This window comes from Enterococcus sp. AZ063, assembly GCF_051715045.1.
Taxonomy (GTDB): Bacteria; Bacillota; Bacilli; order Lactobacillales; family Enterococcaceae; genus Enterococcus_D; species Enterococcus_D casseliflavus.
The window spans coordinates 1,260,376-1,280,526 of sequence record NZ_JBIOTA010000001.1; the positions used below are offsets into that span (position 1 = coordinate 1,260,376).

Consider the following 20,151-nt stretch of genomic DNA (forward strand, 5'->3'; position numbering starts at 1 on the left):
GTCTGTTTAAAATTTTGTGAATCAAGCATATTTTGCAGAAAATTAATGTAATAAAAGTGAAATCTACAACATTATTTATTTTTTCTTAAGAAAAAGGACTTTTTCTATGAAATTTTCTTGAACACTTGATACATAGGGATTCACTCTGCGTGTTGGTGGGATAGTAGTGGGGAACATGTAATAAAAAAACAGATCTTATTTATGTAACTAAAATGTAAATCGCTTACGGATTGGGTTTGCTGCTGAACTATGGTAAAATGAAAATGGTCAAATAAATGAAAAAAAAGTTTTAAAATTGAATTTGGAGGATCAGATGAAGAAGAAAATCTTTGCAACAGTGTGTATGTGCGGCATTGTATTGTCATCATTCGGCGGACCTGTGACCGTTTTTGCTACGAATCACGATCAATTGATCGAACAAAAAAATAACGAAATTGATCAGTTGAGACAGCAACGTCAAAGCGTACAAGGGGAAATTGATGGATTGTCTGCAGAAATTGATTCATTAAATCAAGAAGCAGCAATCATTTTAGCGCAGCAAAGTGATTTGTTGCAAGCGATCGAAGGATTGGATCAGGAAATCAGTCAGTTAGAAGAGCGCATCGCCAAACGCTCAGAAAACATTGAAAAACAAGCCAGAGAAACACAAGTCAATGGGAAAGGCGACAATTTTTTAACAGCCGTACTAGAAGCTGATTCTGTCAGTGATCTAGTGGGTCGGGTACATGCCATGACGACGATCATTCGAGCAAATAATGAAGTGATCGAACAGCAAAAAGCCGACCAACAAGCAGTTGAACAAAAGCGTGCGGAATCACAAGAAAAAGTGGCAGAATTGCAAGCAGCACAGAGCCATCTGGAAGCACAAAAAGGTGTCTTGGAAGCAAGCCAAGCAGAATTAAATGTCTTAGTTAGTAATTTAGCCTACGAAGAAGCAACGAAAGAAGAAGAAAAAGAACAGCTGCGTGCAGAAAAAGAAGCCTATGAAGCGGAGCAAGCAAGAATTCGTGAAGAAGCTGCCCGTGTTGCTGCTTTACAAGCCCAAGCGGAACAAGCGGCGCAACAGCAGGCAGAACAAGCTGCAGCAGAAGCAGCAGCCTTGAATGAAGCGGCTGTTCAAGCAGAGGGCACCGAATCTGACGCAGAAGCAGAGAGCCCAACGCCAGTGGAAGAGCCAGAAGCACCAGCAGAAACGCAGCCAGAGGAAACGCAAGAATCTGAACCAGTTGAAACACCAGAGGCTCCAGAAGAAGCACCAGTAGATACACCAGAAATTCAAGAGCCAGAAACACCAGTGACACCTGCAGCACCAGAGACGCCAGCAGACAGTGCACCTGCAGTTCCTGCACCAACGCCAGCACCGACGCCAGTTACACCCACACCGGCGCCAACGCCTGCTCCGTCACCTGCACCGATCGTGACGCCGCCAGCACCTTCTGCACCAGCATCAACAAATGGAGCTGCAATCGTGGCAGAAGCTTATAAGCATATCGGAAAACCCTATGTTTGGGGTGCCAAAGGACCGGACAGCTTTGACTGTTCTGGTTTTACTCGCTATGTCTTTTTACAAGTAACAGGGAGAGATATTGGTGGATGGACGGTACCACAAGAAACAGCAGGTACAGTGATTTCCGTGAGCCAAGCACAACCAGGAGATCTATTATTCTGGGGTTCATCAGGCAGCACCTATCATGTAGCCATTGCTTTAGGTGGCGGACAATACATTCATGCACCACGCCCAGGACAAAATGTTTCTGTTGGCAGTACCGCTCATTTTACACCTAGCTTTGCAGTAAGAATGTAAGAAATAGCTAGCTGTAGTTTTAAGGAGAGACAAATGGAAGAAAGAAAACAGCTTCGTTATCGTGCGAAGAAACAAAAAAGAGGGCTTCTTTACCGTAAAAGTGCGGCGGCAACCGCTGCACTTGTTAGTACGGTGAATATTTTGCCGATGAATGTCTTAGCAGATACACTTGAGTCAGCAGAAACCCAAAATGGTGTTCAAGTAGTTGAAACAGCAGAGTCAACCCAAGACACATCGACGCAAGATTCCGTGAGCATTGTAGAAGATCAAGAAGTGAACGAGGGATCACCAGCAACGCAAGATAGTACCGAACCATCAGAAGCTGAAAGTTCGGATGTAGTAGAAATTCAAGACGTACCCGAAAATGAACCAGCAGATGATGCTTCTGAACAGAATGAAGCAGAAATCGATCGTGACATTCCTGTTCTGTCAGAAGAAGAGCGGATCGCCATTGAAACGAAGGTCATGCCCAACTACAACAATCCAATGGCACGTTCTAATAATCAGCAAGCATTTATTCAGCAAGTAGGACCAATGGCACAAGAAGTGGCGGGGGCAAATGACCTCTACGCTTCAGTCATGATTGCGCAAGCGATCTTAGAATCAGGTTGGGGGCAATCCACGCTGACTACTCTTGCCAATAATATGTTTGGTATCAAGGGATCTTACAATGGACAATTTGTAGAGATGCAAACCTTGGAAGATGACGGGAATGGCAACCTCTATCCGATTATTGCGAAGTTTCGTAAATACCCTTCATTAAAAGAATCTTTTCAAGACAATGCGCACGTTTTGAGAACCACCTCATTTTCGCCGGGTGTTTTCTTCTACCATGGGGCATGGAAGTCTAATACGAATTCTTATCGTGACGCGACACAATGGCTGCAAGGACGCTATGCCACCGACACGGCTTATGCAAGTAAGCTAAACAACTTGATTGAAACGTACAATTTGACCCAATACGATACATCAAGTGGTGGCGGTTCAAATGATAACAATGATAACAACAATAACAATTCTGAACAGGCGATCAATAAGCAATTCAGAACAAATGCAGCACTCAATATCCGTTCAGATGCTTCCACCAGCGCCTCGATCGTGGGTTCATTGGCTGCCAACGCAACATTTGAAGCAGTAGCGCAAAAAAGCGGCACCAGTGTGAACGGCAATACGACGTGGTATCGAATTCAAGGACGTGGTTGGGTAAGTGCCGCTCACGTGACGGAGATCTCATCGAATACGGGTGGGAATGATAACAACAATAATAATGATAATAACAACGATAATAATAACAATAACAACAATGCCGAACAAAGCATCAACAAAGAGTTTCGCACCACCACCGCCTTGAACATCCGTTCCGACGCATCGACTAGCGCTTCTGTTGTCGGCTCCTTGGCAAGCAATGCAACATTTCGAGCAGTCGCTCAAAAGACGGGAACGAGTGTCAACGGCAACAATGTGTGGTATCGAATCCAAGGACGCGGCTGGGTGAGCGCTGCGTACGTGACAGAAGTGACCGCTGGAAGTAATAGCTCTGAACAAAGCATCAATAAAGAGTTTCGCACCACCGCAACATTGAATATTCGCTCTGATGCGTCTACCAGTGCTAGAATTGTTGGTTCTTTGTTAAACAACTCCTCTTTTCGCGCAGTTGCGCAAAAGACCGGAACTAGCGTCAATGGTAACAATGTCTGGTATCGAATTGAAGGGCGTGGCTGGGTAAGTGCAGCGTATGTTCAAGAAACGAACGCTTCCTCATCAAACAGCACCACCTATACCGTGCGTTCGGGAGACACTCTATGGGGGATTTCGCAACGCTATGGTGTGACTGTCAATCAGTTGATGCAGTGGAATAATCTTTCTGGCCCATTGATTCTTGTAGGGCAACGACTTGTAGTCCGTAGATAAAAAGAAAAAACATCTGCAACCATTTTTGCGGCTATTTGCCAAAATGGTTACAGATGTTTGTTTATTCTTCTTTGAAGCTGTTCATGATCGCTGTTAGTTCCTCTTTTGAAGAGTCGTACAAGCTTTCTAACGTCCAACCATACAACTGAACGTAATTATTTTCGGTTTCAAGTACATAATAAATATAGTGGATATTTAGCCCTTCAACTGTCGCTGGGAAATCAACGAAATAGGCCTTCGTGTCAGGAATTGGTAAAAAGGTGGCAGTCGTATCGAAGCTCGTTGCCAAATTTTCTTGAACCAATCCGAGATAAGTTTCTAAATCGGCAAAATCTTGTTTCGATTCAACGACTGCAGCTAAGTATTTCGTTTCTAACGCATCGGACAACATGAAATCATTGTCAGGATTCAATGAAGTGAAATCAGGTACCTCTTGCCAATTGCTAGGTAAATCGATGGTATAGTTTGTTCCGCTCACGCCTGTGATAGTTTGTTCCGAACTCGGTAAAGCCGCTTCGCTGGAAGAGACCGTTGATTCTTGGGCGACTTCTGTTGACGAAGTCATAGATAAGCTTGTAGCGCTTGCATTTTCCGTACTTTCTGAAGCTGGTTTCTCCTCTTTTGGCGTGCAGCCAGCAAAAAGAAGTGTGAACCCCAATAAACTAAAAACAACACTTTTTCTCATTATTCTCACGTTCCCCTTTGTTTTTTATTTTCAAATAACCAACATTATTTAGTTAATCGTATAATAGGAAAGGAAATAACGCAATAAAATATTCTCAGTTATTGCATGAATCGAAAAAAATAAAGGAATGTTAAATAGTAAATTTAAAAAAATGAAGCGGAAATAACTGACTATTACCGCTTATTTTCACTTTTTTCTTAGATTGATGCAAAAGTTGATTATAAATACGGGGCGACTTTTGCTATGCTTTAGAAAAGAAAGGAAGCATTAAAAGAATAGTGAAGTTAAAAATTGTGTCGGTTATATCTATAAAATAATAGTGTGTTTTTTATGTATCTATTTGTTTTGAATAATTGTCAGAATTTTGTTGCGAAATACTATGGCTTCTTTCGATACAAAAAAGGCGACATCAGCAACAGTCGGATAGAGAAAGATAGCTCAAAGCGGCGAGGAAATAGAAGAAACATAGGATCAACGTTTAAAAATAATGGAACTAGGGGGAAGGAAATTGTTTTATCAATCAGTAAATGAGTATCTAGTAAAAATGAGAGAAGGATTATCTGCTGAAACCATTAAAGGTGAAATGCCATCAGTCTATGCATACTGGTTAGCACAGGAAGCAGAATTGAAAAAAATATTGAAAAACAAAGACATGGCTTTTTGGATGGACATCCAACGAGTTCTCTTGATTGATGCAAAATTAGTATTACTTCGCAGTTACATCAATGACTACGATTTTCACGGATTTTCCGAAGATGAGATCATTGCCAATGTGGAACAAGATCATTTTACCTTTAACAAAGAACTGTGTGGCTATAGTTTGAAAGAACAAGTGCACCCATCAATTATCTTTGGTGATCAGTAAGCAACGAAAAAAGAACGTTCAAACGAGGAATAAGCTCCTACACTGATTCAAAATAAGAGCGATTGATTTGTGGTATGATTGTGATGACAAGTACGATTGCACAGATCATTGCAAAAGTTTGAAAAGGAGCGGATAGGTATGGTTCAATTTGAACGGATCATTTTATTGTTTTTCTTGTATTCATTTATCGGTTGGCTTTGGGAAACTATTTATTGCTCACTAAAAGCTAAGCACTTTGTGTATCGGGGCTTCCTTATTGGTCCAATCACACCCATCTACGGCTTTGGGATTCTTGGCGTTGTCTATTTTTTACGGCCATTGCATGAGCAAGTGATTCCACTGTTCTTTGCGGCAGCGTTGTTGGTTACCGTGCTTGAATATGTGACAAGTTATTTACTTGAGCGTTTTTTTCATGCCTCATGGTGGGATTATAAAGAAGTCCCATTGAATATCAATGGACGGGTGGCATTGCCGATTTCTCTTTTTTGGGGCGTGTGCTGTGTGCTGATTGTTCGATTTGTTCATCCGCAAATGCTGGAGATTGTTCAAACATTGAGTGCTCGAGTAGGATTCTTATTGCCAGTTTTCTTATTAATGGTTCTCTCTTTTGATATGGGCTATACCCTAGCTAACTTGGTTGCCTTTCAGAAAGCGGTGCAACAAGTCAATCAAGCCTTTGAACAGCACAAAAAAGAATTGGCTGAAAATATTGAGCAATATAAAAACGATTGGCAAGGGCGCTTCGCAGCGTTTCCAGAAGAATGGCGCGTTTTAAAACAAAATCTACCGAGATTGAATTTCCATCAAAGAAGACTCTTAAAAAACTTTCAAAAGTTAGAAATCAATCAGATAAAAAGCAGTCAGGAATTGTCTCGATTTATTGAAGCCATTCGTAGGAAAAAATAGGTTTGTTACGGTTAGATTACAAATAATAAACCCTTATCAATGCTGATTCTTCCCGCTTCTGACTAATTTCAGTCGGAAAAGACGATGAAAACACCCACTTTTACGATAATTTGTAATAAATTGTAAAGGTCCTGCAATAAAATTCTTCTTAAGAATTTGTATAATAGGATATGTTGGAAACCATAGTGAGAAGTGAGGGAATTTTTTGAAGGCAAAGAAACTACGAACAATCGTTGTCGCTGTCTTTGCGGCAGGAATCGTTTCTCCAATCTTTGCGCAGGCTGAGTCACTTGAATCATTGCAAGAGCAAGAAAGTGCCGTCATGCAGCAAAGTCAGGAAATCAGTACGGAAGTACAGATTGCATTGACTGATGTGAATGCGAAATACAGTGAGGTAGAAGAGCTAAAAGCTCAAATCGCTGAAAATGAAGAATCATTAGCAACAACCAAAGCAGAAATCAAAACTGCACAAGAAACAATTGAAAAGCGTGAAGCAGTCGTTGCGGAACGTATGAAAGACATCCAAGTCAATGGCGGGGCAACCAGAGACTGGACGGTACTGTTAGAATCATCCAACATCCAAGATTTTATCAATCGTGCCTATGCAATGACGATGTTACAAAACTTGGAAAAAGAAAAGATCGATTCATTGACAGCAGAAAAAGAAAAGCTGGAAGCTTTAGAAGAAAAAGCACAGTCAACACAGCAATCATTGAAAGAAAATCAAACCGCATTAGAATCAGAAGCCAAAACACTGGATTCAAAAATTGCGAATCTACAAGCCCAATTGAAAGAAAACGAAGCAACTTTGGCACAAATTGCTTCCAGCAAAGAAGCTGAAACAGCTCGCTTAGCTGCTGAAAAAGCAGCAGAAGAACGAGCAGCCAAAGAAGCGGCGGAACAAGCAGCGAAAGAAAAAGCTGAAAAAGAAGCAGCCCAGGCTGCCGAACGTTCAAGCGCTTCTGAATCACAAGCGTCTGCTTCATCGAGCAGCAATACGACTGAAAGCAGCAGCTCATCATCGAGCAGTTCTTCAAGCAACAACAATAGCTCGAACAGCAGCTCAAGCAATACAACTAACAACAGTAATAACAATAGCAACAACAGCAATACTAGTAGTGGTCGAACATTGATGATGGAATCAACTGCTTACTCGTATAAAGAAGCTGGCTCTAGTTTCTTTACAGCAAGTGGTACAGACTTACGTAAAAATCCAATGGCAGTTGCCGTTGATCCAAGCGTGATTCCATTAGGCACCTTAGTCAATGTTGAAGGCTATGGCGTAGCACTAGCGCTTGATACTGGTGGCGCGATCAAAGGAAACATCATTGATGTTCACTTTGATAATGTCGCACAATGTATCCAATGGGGCCGTCGTCAAGTAAAAGTAACGATCCTCGATTAATCAATCAACTAGCAAGAAGCAGCTCACTGAATGAAGTGGCTGCTTCTTTTTTTACTTATAATGTAGGAAGGCATAAGAAGAGAGCCTATCGCTGCGTCAGTGACGACATAAGCGATAGGCTCTGGATTTATTGTTAAACTGCTCACAAGCTCTTACACTCATTCTCAGGAGCATTTTTTGAATAGCTTGGTCAGATCGAGGGAAACGGCGGGTGTTCGCTAATCAAGGATTGAAATTAGCGTTTAGCGTTTCCTCTAAAGCTTCCCAGTCGTGCTCATCGGGAAAGGTTTTGAATAGCAAATAATCAATGTCTTGGGCATATTCGGTAATGTATTCCGTATAGTTGGTAACGATCAAATCAATCTGATTTTTTTCCAAATAGCCTGCCGACAATTCATTGGAGTCTGGGAAATAAAAGGTCCGAGAACTGCGCAAATAACGAACAGATTTGCATTTTAATAATTGGCATAAATAAAAGGGGCCTTCGAACAAAAAAGCGATATTCTTCTTGGCTTGCCAGTACAACGATTTAATAGAAGTAACGTACATCGTAAGACTCGTTCCTAAGTGCTCCAGTGTGTTACTGTCCCAAATTTCTCTAGCTAATGGTTGCGTCAACAGATAGTTTTTAAATAGATGGTAATCGTCCGTATACGCCTCTTCGACAAATTGAACGGTATCAGAAATCATATGATTTAATAAGGGGGATAATAATTGCTTGATTTTTGCTACCGTAAAAAAGGACTCCACTAAGAGTCGATCGCGAGCGCTATCTTGTGTATCCGGCAAACAATCTTTGACAAAGGCTGCCGCAAGCTGCTTAATTTCAGGCCAATGATTATACTCTCTGCAAAAGGTTTGTTCGATCGCCAAGTTGCTGATTGAGCGACGGGTTTTCACTAGTAAGAACAAATAAAGGACTTCCTCATAGGGAAGTTCTTTTTGGTATTGTTCACTCATTGCCTCGTTGATTTCAGAAAATAGCCGAAAATCATTATACTGCTCGAATATTTTTTTTATTTGCTTAGGCAACTCGATACGTTGACCTGCACAATGGCGCTCAAAGGTGATATACAAGTAATAATTGAATTCACCAAATGAACAAGCATGTTGGTCGAGTTGATAACATCTTGAAAAAGCACTAGCAGTGATATTTTGGATGGCGATCGGCGGAAAGATCGTATGGGCAGTAATTTCTGATTCATAATAGAAATCATGGAAAAACTTGCGAATATTGATCTCCTCACCGAGGAAGCAAATAGGATTGGTTTGAATCTCTAAACGATAGAAAGAAAAAATCGGTTGCACTTTCCGTAAATAGCGAAGAACAGTGCTTTCTGATATATGGTATTTCTCTGCCCATTCCGATGAGCTATAAAGATCATTGTGGAAAATACTTTCGATGATATGGAACAGAATCTCATTGGCAATCAGCGCACGTTTTTTCGTTAAATACACAGCGGAGTGTTTGATTGAAAAAATATACCCCTTGTGAGAAGAGTCGATCGATAAACAGTCGCCAAAATACTCTTTTAGATCCGTTACATCCGTCACGATCGTTCGCGTGGTACTTCCTGAAATCTTTGCCAAACCTTGAGTCGAACATTGATAATTTTTCTCGAATGCCATCAAAATTTTCAGCCATCGAATCGTTGCAGTGTTGGTAATAAAATTTATTTGAAAATTTCTCAAGACGTGGCTCCTTTCATGAACAAAATCGTAAATCTTACTTATTCATCTTAAAGAAGATAGGGAAGAAAAAACAAATCACGTATTTCATCGATTGGTGAAATCTATACCTGAGTATGCGCAAGATTTTTTGCATTTTCTATAAATCAACTGAAAATCGGCATATATATAGGTAGAAACACGTTTTTACAGTGCAAAGAAGGAAATTAATTGGCATTGAATAGTAAGATAGGAGGGATAATTTTATTACGATAAAATAAAAATTAATTGATTAACTATATTTGAAATAAACCGATAGAAGTTGGTGAGGTGAAATTGAGGGGGAAAGTCAGTTTTCTGAAGATAACTTATAATTTTAACAGGAACGATTGGCGTAAAGAAATAGTAACCGCGAAAGAAACCCTTAGTGCACCAAGAAAAATATTCAGTTTTGCCAAACCGATTTATAATAACAAGAAAAGTATTTAACTTTTCTTTCTGAAAATCTTATCTTTTCTATTTATAATGAAAAGATGTTGAGAAAATGAACGAATGTAATCGCTCGAGGTTATTTTTCTATGATATAACAACTCTCAAAGACGATGAGAACAACGATTATCACTGAATTATTTATTATTTAAAATGAGGGTTTAAAAAAACTGTCAAGTATGCTTCACGTTATTTATGTATATTTAAAATAACTGATGTTTGCCACTGTATAAGTCTTTTATTGACGAAAAATATACCTTTAAAAAGAAAAAACAGGAATTTCCTTTATTTAATGATACATTTCTCTTATAATAAACTAGAATTGCCTTTATTATGTGAGACGAAGGCAGCATGCTTAAACAAGCACAATTGAATTAGGGAGTGTGTTCATGGGAAAGCCGTTAATAAAGACTTTGACTGTGTTAGCTGTGGGAATCGGAGCCATCTTAATATGTTTGATAGGTTACCGACAAAATAACCAAAGACAATATCAGCAACGAGTCGAATACGCACAGACAGCGATTGCAAGCGAGCGAGAGCGCTTAAATGAACTGTCCGGAGAAATTGCTGGTATGTACAGCAACGAAGAGCAAACGTTTTTACGAAGTGATCTTAGCGAAGAAGAGGTTTTGAAAACTGTCGCGAAACTATCAGCAGTAAAAGTATCTGCAGATGATTACGGAATCGAAGAGAGCGCATTGCCGGGCGAATCTGTTGAGATTCAAGAAAAGAAACAAGCGCTGGATGATCAACTAAAAGTGATTGAGGCAAAAGTGAAAGTACAAGCTAAGACAGCAGCGTTGTTTACTGAAGGTATTTCGAATTGGCAAGCTGCTGAGAACAATGTCACTATTAAAGAGGATTTAAAAGAAGCGGACTTAGGGAATGTCCGTGAGGATTTAAATTTTCTTGAAGATGGTCCATGGAAAGACCTTGTTTCTGCTTATTTAGAGTTTGCGACCGCTCAATTGGATCGCATTACTCAAATTCAAGCCAGCTTGAATGCTATGCTGCAAGAAAATGTTGTAACTAGCGAAGTGACTTTGGATGGCTATTTAGCTCTGATTGATAGCATCAATCAAGTGCGAAATCAAGTACTCAAAGATTCTTTTACAGAGTCCGCTAATTCAATTGCGGCACAAATGGGGTATACAGGCTATACCAGTTATATTCCCTCAGCTTCAACTGAAAGTTATTCTGACGAGACATCAACAGGAGACGGTACTGGAACAGACATGAGTTCAGCGTCTTACTATTAAATAAGTTGAATTGTGCTGAAGGAAATTTAAGATAACTGGAGGAAAGCAAATGTCAAAAGGAAAAAAAATCTTTTTAATTATCTTTTCAATCGTTGCAGTGTTAGTCATCGGATTGATCGGTGTCGCTGCCAAACTATATTTTGATGTGTCAAACTCAATTAACGAAACTTATCAATCAGTCGAGCGTGATCGAGAAGTTCGCCTACGTGAAAATGATGTCGATCTATCCCAACAAGAGTCCTTCTCGGTTTTACTGATGGGGATCGATACTGGTGATTTAGGCAGAGTGGAACAAGGCCGTTCTGATACCATGATGGTTGCGACCATCAGCCCACAAGACAATCAGACGACGGTGGTGAGTATTGGACGAGATTCCTATGTTGATATCGTTGGACATGGGACGACAGATAAAATTAATCATGCCTATGCTTTTGGTGGACCAGCGATGGCAATGAATACCGTAGAAAAATTCTTGGATATTCCGATCGATCATTATGTATCAATCAATATGGCTGGTTTGAAAGAATTGGTCGATGCGGTTGGCGGCATTGAAGTTGACAATGAAATCACCTTTTCGCAAGATGGCTTTGATTTTGCCATCGGACGTACGTCACTAAATGGCGAACAAGCCCTTGCCTATTCAAGAATGCGTTATGAAGATCCAAACGGCGATTATGGACGTCAAGAACGCCAACGGAAAATCGTTGAAGGGATCGTTAAGAAAGTCTTGAGTCTTGATGGAATCACCCAATATCAAACGATCTTAAATGCTGTTGAGCAAAACATGAAAACAGATATGAGTTTCGATGACATGCGAACCTTAGCATTTAATTATCGCAGTGCCTTTCAAACGATCAAACAAGATCAGTTGCAAGGGGAAGGATTCATGCAAGATGGCATCTCATATCAGCGTGTGAGTGACGAAGAACTAGCAAGAGTTCAAAAAGAGTTGAAAGCTCAATTAAATCTAGAGAATGAATAGGAAAGTGGAGAAAAGATGGAAGAAACAATTAGCTTAAAAGAAATATTCGCAATTCTACGGAAACACTTAGCTGCTATTTTTATTTCAATGTTTGCTGGCTTAGCTTTAGCAGGGATATTCACCTTCTTTGTCATTACACCCAAATACAGTTCCCAAGCTCAGTTGATTGTGACATTGCCTCAATCCGAAACTACCAATGCCAACGATGTGAATACAAACTTGCAAATGATCAATACGTATAAAGATATGATCGTCAGTGACTTAGTTATGACACAAGTAAAGGATCGTTTGGAATCTGAAAATAACCTTGACTTGACTGTCGGACAATTGAAAGAATCCATTTCAATCAACCAGTCACAGAACTCACAAATGTTTTCCATTCAGGCAACTAGTACCAATGCAGTGTCAGCGCAAAATATTGCCAACACGACTGCATTAGTCTTTCAAGAAAATGCCCAAGATGTTATGAATGTTGATAAAATCTCAATCATTTCAAGTGCGGTAGCTAGTACCACTCCAGTTTCACCTAACAACAAACTAAACTTAGCCATTGGTCTAGTACTAGGCATCATGGTCGGTGTTGGCTTAGCCTTCTTATTGGAGCTGCTAGATCGAACTGTCAAAGATGATAAATTTGTAACTGAAACATTAGGCTTTACCGTATTAGGTACTGTACCCCAAATGTCACCAAAAGAATTGGCTGCGACCATTCAGAAAAAGCCAAGCGCACCATTTATTAAGAAACCGCAAGGCGACAAAACGGCAGAATCACGCCGTAGTCGTAGCCGGGTCTAGGAGGGAACAATGATGGCAAAAAAACAAGAACGTACTGGGACACAGACACATGCAGTAAGTTTGATCACGCTAATTGATCCTTCTTCACCAATCTCAGAGCAATATCGTACGATCCGTACAAATATTCAATTTGCGTCTTCAGCAGATAAACAAATCAAGACCATTGTTGTTACTTCTTCTGGTCCAGGTGAAGGGAAATCGACAACTTCAGCCAATTTAGCGGTTGTTTTTGCAAAATCAGGACAACGAGTATTGTTAGTTGATGCCGATATGCGAAAGCCTACTGTATACAAAACATTCAGCTTAAACAATGCGAGTGGATTGAGTACCGTATTAAGTACCTCAACGAGCGTCCTTGAAGCAGCTCAAAAAACGGTGATTGATAATTTATCTGTCTTAACTAGCGGACCAAAACCACCAAATCCATCTGAGCTACTTGGGTCAGCACGAATGAACCAAGTGATGGAAGAAGCGAAAAACCTTTACGATGTGGTTATCTTTGATATGCCACCAGTTGTAGCAGTCACCGATGCACAAATCATGGCATCTAAAGCAGATGGGACGATCTTAGTGGTTCGAGAAAATGTTGCACGTAAAGAATCCTTAACAAAAGCGAGAGATCTTTTGAATATGGTTCAAGCAAGAATCATTGGGGTGGTCTATAACGGTGCCGAACACTCGAAAGATTCAGGTTACTACTATTATTATGGAAATTAATTAATTTGAAGGAGACGAGAGAAATGATTGATTTACATTGCCACATTTTACCAGGAATTGATGATGGTGCAGAAGACATCAATGCGAGCATTGCTATGGCTGAAAAAGCGATTAGCCAAGGAATTACGCATATCCTTTGTACCCCACATCATAACAATGGAAAATACCGCAATCCGAAGTCAGAGGTCATTTCTCTCGTTACCTCTTTACAAGAAGAATTAGACGCACGGAACCTGCCCTTGACAGTTCTTGAGGGGCAAGAGGTGAGGATAACAGGAGATTTAATTGAGGATATACAGAAAAATGACATCCTTTTTACAGATCTTGATGATACGTATATCTTGATAGAATTTCCTACGATTGAAGTGCCTACGTATACAGAACAAATATTCTTCGATTTACTACAGCTGGGAAAGATTCCAGTCATTGTCCACCCCGAGCGGAATGCTCATTTTAGAAAAGACCCTAACAATCTCATCCCTTTTTTAGATATGGGCTGTTTGGCACAGTTAACTGCGCCAAGTTATGTCGGCGTATTTGGAAAAGAAATCCAAAAAACAGCAAAAACAATGGTTGAACATAATCTTGTTCAGATGGTCGCTTCGGATGCGCATGGCGTTACAAAACGCACCTTTAATTTAAAAGAAGCTTATGAGGAAATTGAGCAAGATTTTGGCATGCTCAAAGTAACATTGATGAAACAAGTAGCAAAAGATTTGATTAACGGGGATCAGATCAATTTTCCAGCTTTTACAGAAGTGAAAAAAAAGAAATTCGGGTTATTTTAGGGGGCAACTGGGTTGTTTGAATTAACGAGAAGAAGAAAAATTGTAACTTTGATAGTTTTAGATAGTTTATTGATCATAGCAGCGAATATTGCAGCAGTTTATTTTATGAGACCCTTTGTGGAGATTCCAAGGGAATTTACAATGATCTCTGTGAGTCTGTCTGTCGGCTTCTACCTGTTTTATGGTTCCGTGTTCCGTGTTTTTTCTCGGATCAATCGTTACACGAACTTGAAAGAAATGATTGCTATCTTCCTGGCTATATCATGCAGCGCTTTTACATGTAATGTGATCTTATTTTTCGGTGATGAAACCTATAGCGTGCGGTTAGTGATCTTTACGTACTTTCTTTCGCTCTTTTTGATCATAGCTAGTCGATTGATTTGGCGGATCTTTATTGAAAGAAAAAACATGAGGGGGACGTCCAATGAGGTTGTCAAGAATACCCTGATCGTCGGCGCAGGGGAAGGCGGTCGTATTCTTTACAATAGCTTTGTAGGTTCGAAAACGGCAAGTGACATTAATATCATTGGCTTTGTCGATGATGATCCGAATAAACGAAACACGTATCTTTCTGGAAAAAAAGTCTTGGGTTGTATTAGTGATTTACCAGAATTGATTCAAAAATATGAGATCAATATGGTTACGATCGCTATTCCATCCTTGTCACGGAAAAAATTGCGGAGCATTTTTAGCTTAATTGAACCTTTGCATGTCAAAGTCAACACGATGCCATCAATGGAAGAAATCGCCTCTGGAAAAATCAGTACATCACGTTTGAAGAAAATCGATGTCGTTGATTTGCTAGGCAGAGATGAAGTCAAATTGGATATCGACTCCATCAAAGATCAAATTACTGGAAAGACGATATTAGTGACTGGCGCTGGCGGATCGATCGGTTCCGAAATTTGTCGCCAAGTGATTCAATTCAATCCTAAAAAACTAGTTTTATTAGGACATGGCGAAAACTCGATTTACTTAATTGACCGTGAGTTGAAAATCAATTTTAAAGACAATATTACCGAAATCGTTCCCGTTATAGCCGATATACAAGATCGAGAAAAGATGTTTGAAATCATGAACGAAGTCAAACCGGATATCGTTTATCATGCGGCAGCCCATAAACACGTACCGTTGATGGAATACAATCCAAAAGAGGCAGTCAAAAATAATATTTACGGAACCAAGAATACTGCTGAAGCTGCCAAAGCCGCGAAAGTTAAGAACTTCGTAATGGTCTCTACAGATAAAGCCAACAATCCACCAAACGTCATGGGAGCGACAAAACGGATCTCTGAGATGATTGTTACCGGCTTAAATGAAAAAGGTTGCACGAAATTTTCTGCTGTTCGTTTTGGCAATGTCTTAGGTTCAAGAGGCAGTGTAATTCCAGTATTCCGTGAGCAAATAGCAAAAGGCGGACCAATCACATTGACTGATTTTCGCATGACCCGCTATTTCATGACGATTCCAGAAGCTAGCCGCTTGGTTATTCAATCAGGGGCACTTGCTAAAGGTGGCGAAATCTTTATTTTAGATATGGGCGAACCGGTGAAAATCGTCGATCTTGCGAAGAATATGATTCGTCTAAGTGGTTATAGCGAAGAAGAGATTGAGATTATTGAGACTGGGATTCGACCTGGTGAAAAATTATACGAAGAACTATTATTGGATAAAGAACGGAATGATGAAGCAGTCTTTGAGAAAATTTTTGTTGGAAATATCAAAGGATATTCATTGGAAGAGGTACTTTATTTTGTAGAAGCACTTCCTAAAGAGAGTGCTACATTGGCTAATGAAATCGTGAAATTTGCAAATGAATCAAATAAATGAGGTGATTCAAACGGAATTGATTATAGTTGGTGCTGGTGGATTTGCAAAAGAAATCTTATTTTTGTTAGATAGAGTTGGAACTTTTACAGTTTTGGGTTTTGTTGATGATAATTATCAATCTCTCCCAAAAAAAATGCTTGGCTATCCCATTCTTGGAAATTTAAATTATTTAAACAGGATAAGTAAAGGTACTGCAATTGCTATTGGAATTGCAAATCCTAGAATCAAAGAAAACATTTATAATCAACATAAAAGCAATGAAAATTTGTTTTTTCCGAATATCATCGATTCTACAGCATTAATTGGGAAAGATGTTAAGTTTGGAATTGGAAATATAATTTCACCTTATACCACATTTACTGCAGGAATTCGTATTGGGGATTTTAATATGATCAATATTCATTCTACAATAGGACATGATTGTGAGATCCAAAACTATAATTCTATTTATCCAAATGTTAATATATCAGGCAATGTTAAAATAGGATCATATAACGAAATTGGTGTTGGAACAAAGGTCATTCAAAACATTAAAATAGGAGATGAAAATATTTTAGGGGCAGGTAGTGTAGTAATAAAAAAAGTAAATGATAAAAAAAAATTAGTGGGAGTGCCTGCGAGAGTTATAGAAAGTTGGGATTATAATGGGCGCAATTGATAAATTAGTAAATTGGAAAGAACCCATTGGTGTAGCTATTGGAGTCGCCTCACCTAAAATTAAAGGGATAATTCTAGAGAAATTAAAGAAAAACAAAAATTTAAAGTTTCCAAATTTAATCGATCCTACAGCATTAATAGGATTCAATATCAAGTTTGGTGAAGGTAATGTAGTAATGGCTAATACAACTTTTGTTGCTGATATTAATATTGGAAATTTTAATATGATTAATATCGGTTCTACTATTGGACATGATTCAACAATTGGTGATTTTAATTCTATATATCCAACAGTAAGTATTTCCGGACACACACTTATTCAAAATAATATAGAAATTGGAGTCGGAGCAAAACTTATTCAAAATATTTCTATTGGTGACAGTTCTATTGTTGGTGCGGGTAGTGTTGTTATTAGAAATATTGATAAAAATACAAAAAATGTAGGAAATCCTACACGTGTAATAGAAAGTTGGGAGTAAGAATGGAAAAAGAAAGAATTTTATTAGCATCACCTCATATGAGTGATAAAGGATATGAACAAGAATTTGTAAAGGAAGCATTTGACACTAACTGGATTGCTCCACTAGGCGCAAATGTAAATGGGTTCGAGCAGGAATTAGCTTCGTTTGTAAAAATTGGACATGCAGCTGCATTAGCTTCAGGTACTTCTGCTATCCACATGGCTCTGAAAGCGGCGGGGGTTGGACAAGGTGATATTGTTGTTTGTCAATCATTGACTTTTTCTGCGACTGCAAATCCAATTATTTATCAAGGTGCTACTCCTGTCTTTGTAGATAGTGATTTAGAAACTTGGAATATGGATCCTGTAGCGTTGAGAAAAGCATTAGAAAAGTATCCAGAAACAAAAGCTGTCATTGTTGTGCATTTATATGGATTAGCTGCACAGTTGGATGAGATTCTTTCTATCTGTCAAGAATTTGATGTGACATTGATTGAAGATGCGGCAGAATCTTTGGGAACCACTTATAAAGGGAAATATACAGGTACTTTTGGTAAATATGGTATCTATTCATTTAATGGAAATAAAATTATCACTACCTCTGGTGGTGGGATGCTTGTTTCTGAGGATGCGGAACGAATTGAGAAAGTTAGATTTTGGTCAACTCAAGCAAGAGATAAAGCACGTCATTATCAACATAGTGAAATAGGCTATAATTATCGGATGAGTAATATCGTGGCTGGAATTGGAAGAGGACAGTTAAAGGTTCTTAATGACCGTGTTGCTAAGAAAAGATACATTCATGACTTTTATAAAGAAGAATTAAAAAATCTGACACAAATAAACTTTATGCCGGAAAATGATTATAGTGTTTCTAACTTTTGGCTATCCGCAATCACTCTTGATGGAATAGATCCAAACTATTTAATGGATGAATTAGAGAAAGAGAATATTGAGTCTCGTCCTATTTGGAAACCAATGCATCTACAACCTGTATTTGAAAAATATGACTATATTGGAAATAATGTAGGACAAAAATTATTTGAGACAGGTGTTTGCCTGCCTTCAGATACAAAGATGACAGATGAAGATTTACAACGAGTAATTACAACAATTAAGCGAGCGATTAAAAATGCATAATTCTTTAGGAGTATATGAAAAATATTTTAAAAGAGGTTTGGATGTACTTTTATCGGGGATAGGGTTAATAGTATTGAGTCCTGTTATGCTGATAGTTGCTATATTAGTTCGAATAAAGTTAGGATCACCGGTTATCTTTAAACAGCAGCGTCCAGGATTAAATGAAAAAATATTTTCAATGTATAAATTTCGAACAATGACTGATGAAAGAGATTCTGCGGGAAATTTATTATCAGATGAAATCCGCCTAACTAAATTTGGAAAACTTCTGCGGGCAACTAGTTTGGATGAACTTCCAGAATTGATAAACATTTTAAAAGGTGATATGAGCATTATTGGACCGCGTCCGTTGCTTGTGGAGTATTTAGAGCTTTATAATGCAGAACAAAAAAGAAGACATCTAGTACGTCCGGGGTTAACTGGGCTTGCACAAATTAATGGCAGAAATGCAATTAGCTGGACAGAAAAGTTTCAGTTAGACTGTGAGTATGTCGATAGCGTGACTTTCAAACAAGATATTATTATTTTCTTTTTAACTATTAAAAAGGTGCTAGTTAAAGAAGGTATTTCTTCGACAACCAGTTCTACCAAAGAAAGGTTTACTGGTAACGAAGAGTAAAGTGGGAGAATTATGAAAAGCTTATTTTATCTATTTCTAATATTAATTGTATATACCATGATAGGTTATCCTATATTGCTTGAACTTTTGAATAAATTTATCCATAAAAAGCAAGTCAAATTTGATGATAGTTATCGTCCAAGTGTATCTATAATAGTTCCAGCCCACAATGAAGAATCTGTCATTGAAAAAAAAATATTAAATTTGTTGAGCTTGGATTATGAAGCTAATAAACTAGAAATAATCGTTGCTTCTGATAATAGCACAGATACAACGAATGAAATAGTTAACCAATATGTAGCAAGATTTCCAGAAATAGTTAAGTTACATGTTGTGAAAGAACGAAAAGGAAAAACAAATGCACAGGATGAAGCAGTAGAAGTAGCTCAGGGGGAAATTATAGTTTTTACTGATGCTAATTCTATGTTAGAAAAAAATTCAGTTACCGAGCTTGTGTTATCATTATCAAATTCAGAGATAGGATATGTAGCAGGTAAACTAGTTTACACTAATAATAGTGTAAATTCAACAAGTGAATCAGAATCCACCTATTGGGATCTGGATCTTAGGATGAGAAAAATCGAATCAGATTTAGCCTCTATAACAGCTGGTAATGGAAGTATATATGCTGTTAGAAAAAAAGAATATATGAAAATCAATCCAATTTATAGTCATGATAGTATATTTCCACCTAAATTTGTTAATTTAGGAAAAAAAGCTTTTTACAATGAAAAAGCAATAGCATTTGAAAAAGCAGGAGAAACAGATAATGATGAGTTTAATCGGAAAATTAGAATGTCACGTAAAATAATAATGATTAATTTTATTGATCTCAATAAATATAATTTCTTTGACCATGGATTATTTACTCTTTTTTATATCTCACATAGAACACTTAGAAATAATCTATATCTAATGCATGTAATTGTTTTTATAACAAATCTGTTTTTAGCAATTGACAGTTTTAACTCAATATATGTTTTTTTGTTTATTCTACAGCTCATGGCATATTTACTAGCATTAGTTGGTCGAAATTCAAGTAATAAATATTTAAAATTTCTTTCTTACTATGTAATGACAATATTGGCTCAGCTAATTGGTGGCTACAGAGAGATTACTGGAAAATCCAAACCATTTTGGGAAAAAGCAGAAAGTACAAGGTAGAGTAATT

General features: G+C 38.3%; 18 protein-coding genes. 16 read left to right on the plus strand and 2 right to left on the minus strand.

The window, feature by feature from the left end:
* Positions 1 to 313: 313 nt before the first annotated feature.
* Positions 314 to 1,804 carry a PcsB-like coiled-coil domain-containing protein gene (locus tag IGK61_RS05835; RefSeq protein WP_074535070.1) on the plus strand — a complete coding sequence of 497 codons (1,491 nt, stop codon included), beginning with the start codon at positions 314 to 316 and terminating at the stop codon, positions 1,802 to 1,804.
* A 33-nt stretch (positions 1,805 to 1,837) separates the two neighbouring features.
* Positions 1,838 to 3,715 (plus strand): glucosaminidase domain-containing protein, encoded by a 1,878-nt coding sequence (locus tag IGK61_RS05840; RefSeq protein WP_074535071.1) that lies wholly within the window; start codon positions 1,838 to 1,840, stop codon positions 3,713 to 3,715.
* 61 nt (positions 3,716 to 3,776) lie between these two features.
* On the opposite strand, the gene IGK61_RS05845 is transcribed toward IGK61_RS05840, so the two are convergent.
* The gene (locus IGK61_RS05845) at positions 3,777 to 4,400 is read right to left on the minus strand and encodes a hypothetical protein (RefSeq protein WP_074535072.1); all 624 of its coding nucleotides are present in this window, start codon (positions 4,398 to 4,400) and stop codon (positions 3,777 to 3,779) included.
* A 487-nt stretch (positions 4,401 to 4,887) separates the two neighbouring features.
* On the opposite strand from IGK61_RS05845, the gene IGK61_RS05850 reads away from it, so the two are divergent.
* The 3 genes from IGK61_RS05850 to IGK61_RS05860 all read left to right on the plus strand — a co-directional run bounded on the left by IGK61_RS05850 (position 4,888) and on the right by IGK61_RS05860 (position 7,576).
* A complete protein-coding gene (locus IGK61_RS05850) occupies positions 4,888 to 5,265 on the plus strand; it encodes a DUF7006 family protein (protein ID WP_005234961.1) in 378 nt (125 codons plus the stop codon).
* A gap of 138 nt (positions 5,266 to 5,403) precedes the next feature.
* On the plus strand, positions 5,404 to 6,171 hold the full coding sequence (locus IGK61_RS05855) for a putative ABC transporter permease (RefSeq protein WP_034868446.1): 768 nt from the start codon (positions 5,404 to 5,406) through the stop codon (positions 6,169 to 6,171).
* A gap of 205 nt (positions 6,172 to 6,376) precedes the next feature.
* Positions 6,377 to 7,576: a 3D domain-containing protein gene (locus IGK61_RS05860; RefSeq protein ID WP_015509381.1), complete on the plus strand. Its 1,200-nt coding sequence runs from the start codon at positions 6,377 to 6,379 to the stop codon at positions 7,574 to 7,576.
* Positions 7,577 to 7,798: 222 nt separating this feature from the next.
* Here IGK61_RS05860 and IGK61_RS05865 read toward each other — a convergent pair whose 3' ends face one another.
* On the minus strand, positions 7,799 to 9,268 hold the full coding sequence (locus IGK61_RS05865) for a helix-turn-helix domain-containing protein (RefSeq protein ID WP_074535073.1): 1,470 nt from the start codon (positions 9,266 to 9,268) through the stop codon (positions 7,799 to 7,801).
* An 854-nt stretch (positions 9,269 to 10,122) separates the two neighbouring features.
* Between IGK61_RS05865 and IGK61_RS05870 the strand changes: the two genes are divergently transcribed.
* The 11 genes from IGK61_RS05870 to IGK61_RS05920 are packed head-to-tail and all read left to right on the plus strand — an operon-like array spanning position 10,123 to position 20,144.
* Positions 10,123 to 10,992, plus strand: a complete 870-nt coding sequence (locus tag IGK61_RS05870) for a hypothetical protein (RefSeq protein ID WP_074535074.1) — start codon at positions 10,123 to 10,125, stop codon at positions 10,990 to 10,992.
* A gap of 49 nt (positions 10,993 to 11,041) precedes the next feature.
* Positions 11,042 to 11,974, plus strand: a complete 933-nt coding sequence (locus tag IGK61_RS05875) for an LCP family glycopolymer transferase (RefSeq protein WP_074535075.1) — start codon at positions 11,042 to 11,044, stop codon at positions 11,972 to 11,974.
* Positions 11,975 to 11,989: 15 nt separating this feature from the next.
* Entirely contained in the window at positions 11,990 to 12,769 is a 780-nt protein-coding gene (locus tag IGK61_RS05880) for a YveK family protein (RefSeq protein ID WP_008378786.1), read from the plus strand.
* A 9-nt stretch (positions 12,770 to 12,778) separates the two neighbouring features.
* Entirely contained in the window at positions 12,779 to 13,486 is a 708-nt protein-coding gene (locus tag IGK61_RS05885; protein WP_005234973.1) for a CpsD/CapB family tyrosine-protein kinase, read from the plus strand.
* A gap of 23 nt (positions 13,487 to 13,509) precedes the next feature.
* Entirely contained in the window at positions 13,510 to 14,274 is a 765-nt protein-coding gene (locus IGK61_RS05890; RefSeq protein ID WP_074535076.1) for a tyrosine-protein phosphatase, read from the plus strand.
* A 12-nt stretch (positions 14,275 to 14,286) separates the two neighbouring features.
* Complete coding sequence (locus IGK61_RS05895; protein ID WP_074535077.1) at positions 14,287 to 16,104, plus strand: polysaccharide biosynthesis protein; 1,818 nt, start codon at positions 14,287 to 14,289, stop codon at positions 16,102 to 16,104.
* A complete protein-coding gene (locus tag IGK61_RS05900; RefSeq protein WP_074535078.1) occupies positions 16,088 to 16,762 on the plus strand; it encodes an acetyltransferase in 675 nt (224 codons plus the stop codon). The genes IGK61_RS05895 and IGK61_RS05900 overlap by 17 nt, the downstream gene beginning before the upstream one ends.
* The gene (locus IGK61_RS05905; RefSeq protein WP_074535079.1) at positions 16,749 to 17,240 is read left to right on the plus strand and encodes a hypothetical protein; all 492 of its coding nucleotides are present in this window, start codon (positions 16,749 to 16,751) and stop codon (positions 17,238 to 17,240) included. Before IGK61_RS05900 ends, IGK61_RS05905 begins: the two co-directional genes overlap by 14 nt.
* 2 nt (positions 17,241 to 17,242) lie before the next feature.
* Positions 17,243 to 18,361, plus strand: coding sequence for a DegT/DnrJ/EryC1/StrS family aminotransferase (locus IGK61_RS05910; protein ID WP_074535080.1), 1,119 nt, complete (start codon positions 17,243 to 17,245; stop codon positions 18,359 to 18,361).
* The gene (locus tag IGK61_RS05915; protein ID WP_074535081.1) at positions 18,354 to 18,980 is read left to right on the plus strand and encodes a sugar transferase; all 627 of its coding nucleotides are present in this window, start codon (positions 18,354 to 18,356) and stop codon (positions 18,978 to 18,980) included. The genes IGK61_RS05910 and IGK61_RS05915 overlap by 8 nt, the downstream gene beginning before the upstream one ends.
* A gap of 12 nt (positions 18,981 to 18,992) precedes the next feature.
* A complete protein-coding gene (locus tag IGK61_RS05920; protein ID WP_074535082.1) occupies positions 18,993 to 20,144 on the plus strand; it encodes a glycosyltransferase family 2 protein in 1,152 nt (383 codons plus the stop codon).
* The last annotated feature ends 7 nt before the right edge of the window (positions 20,145 to 20,151 follow it).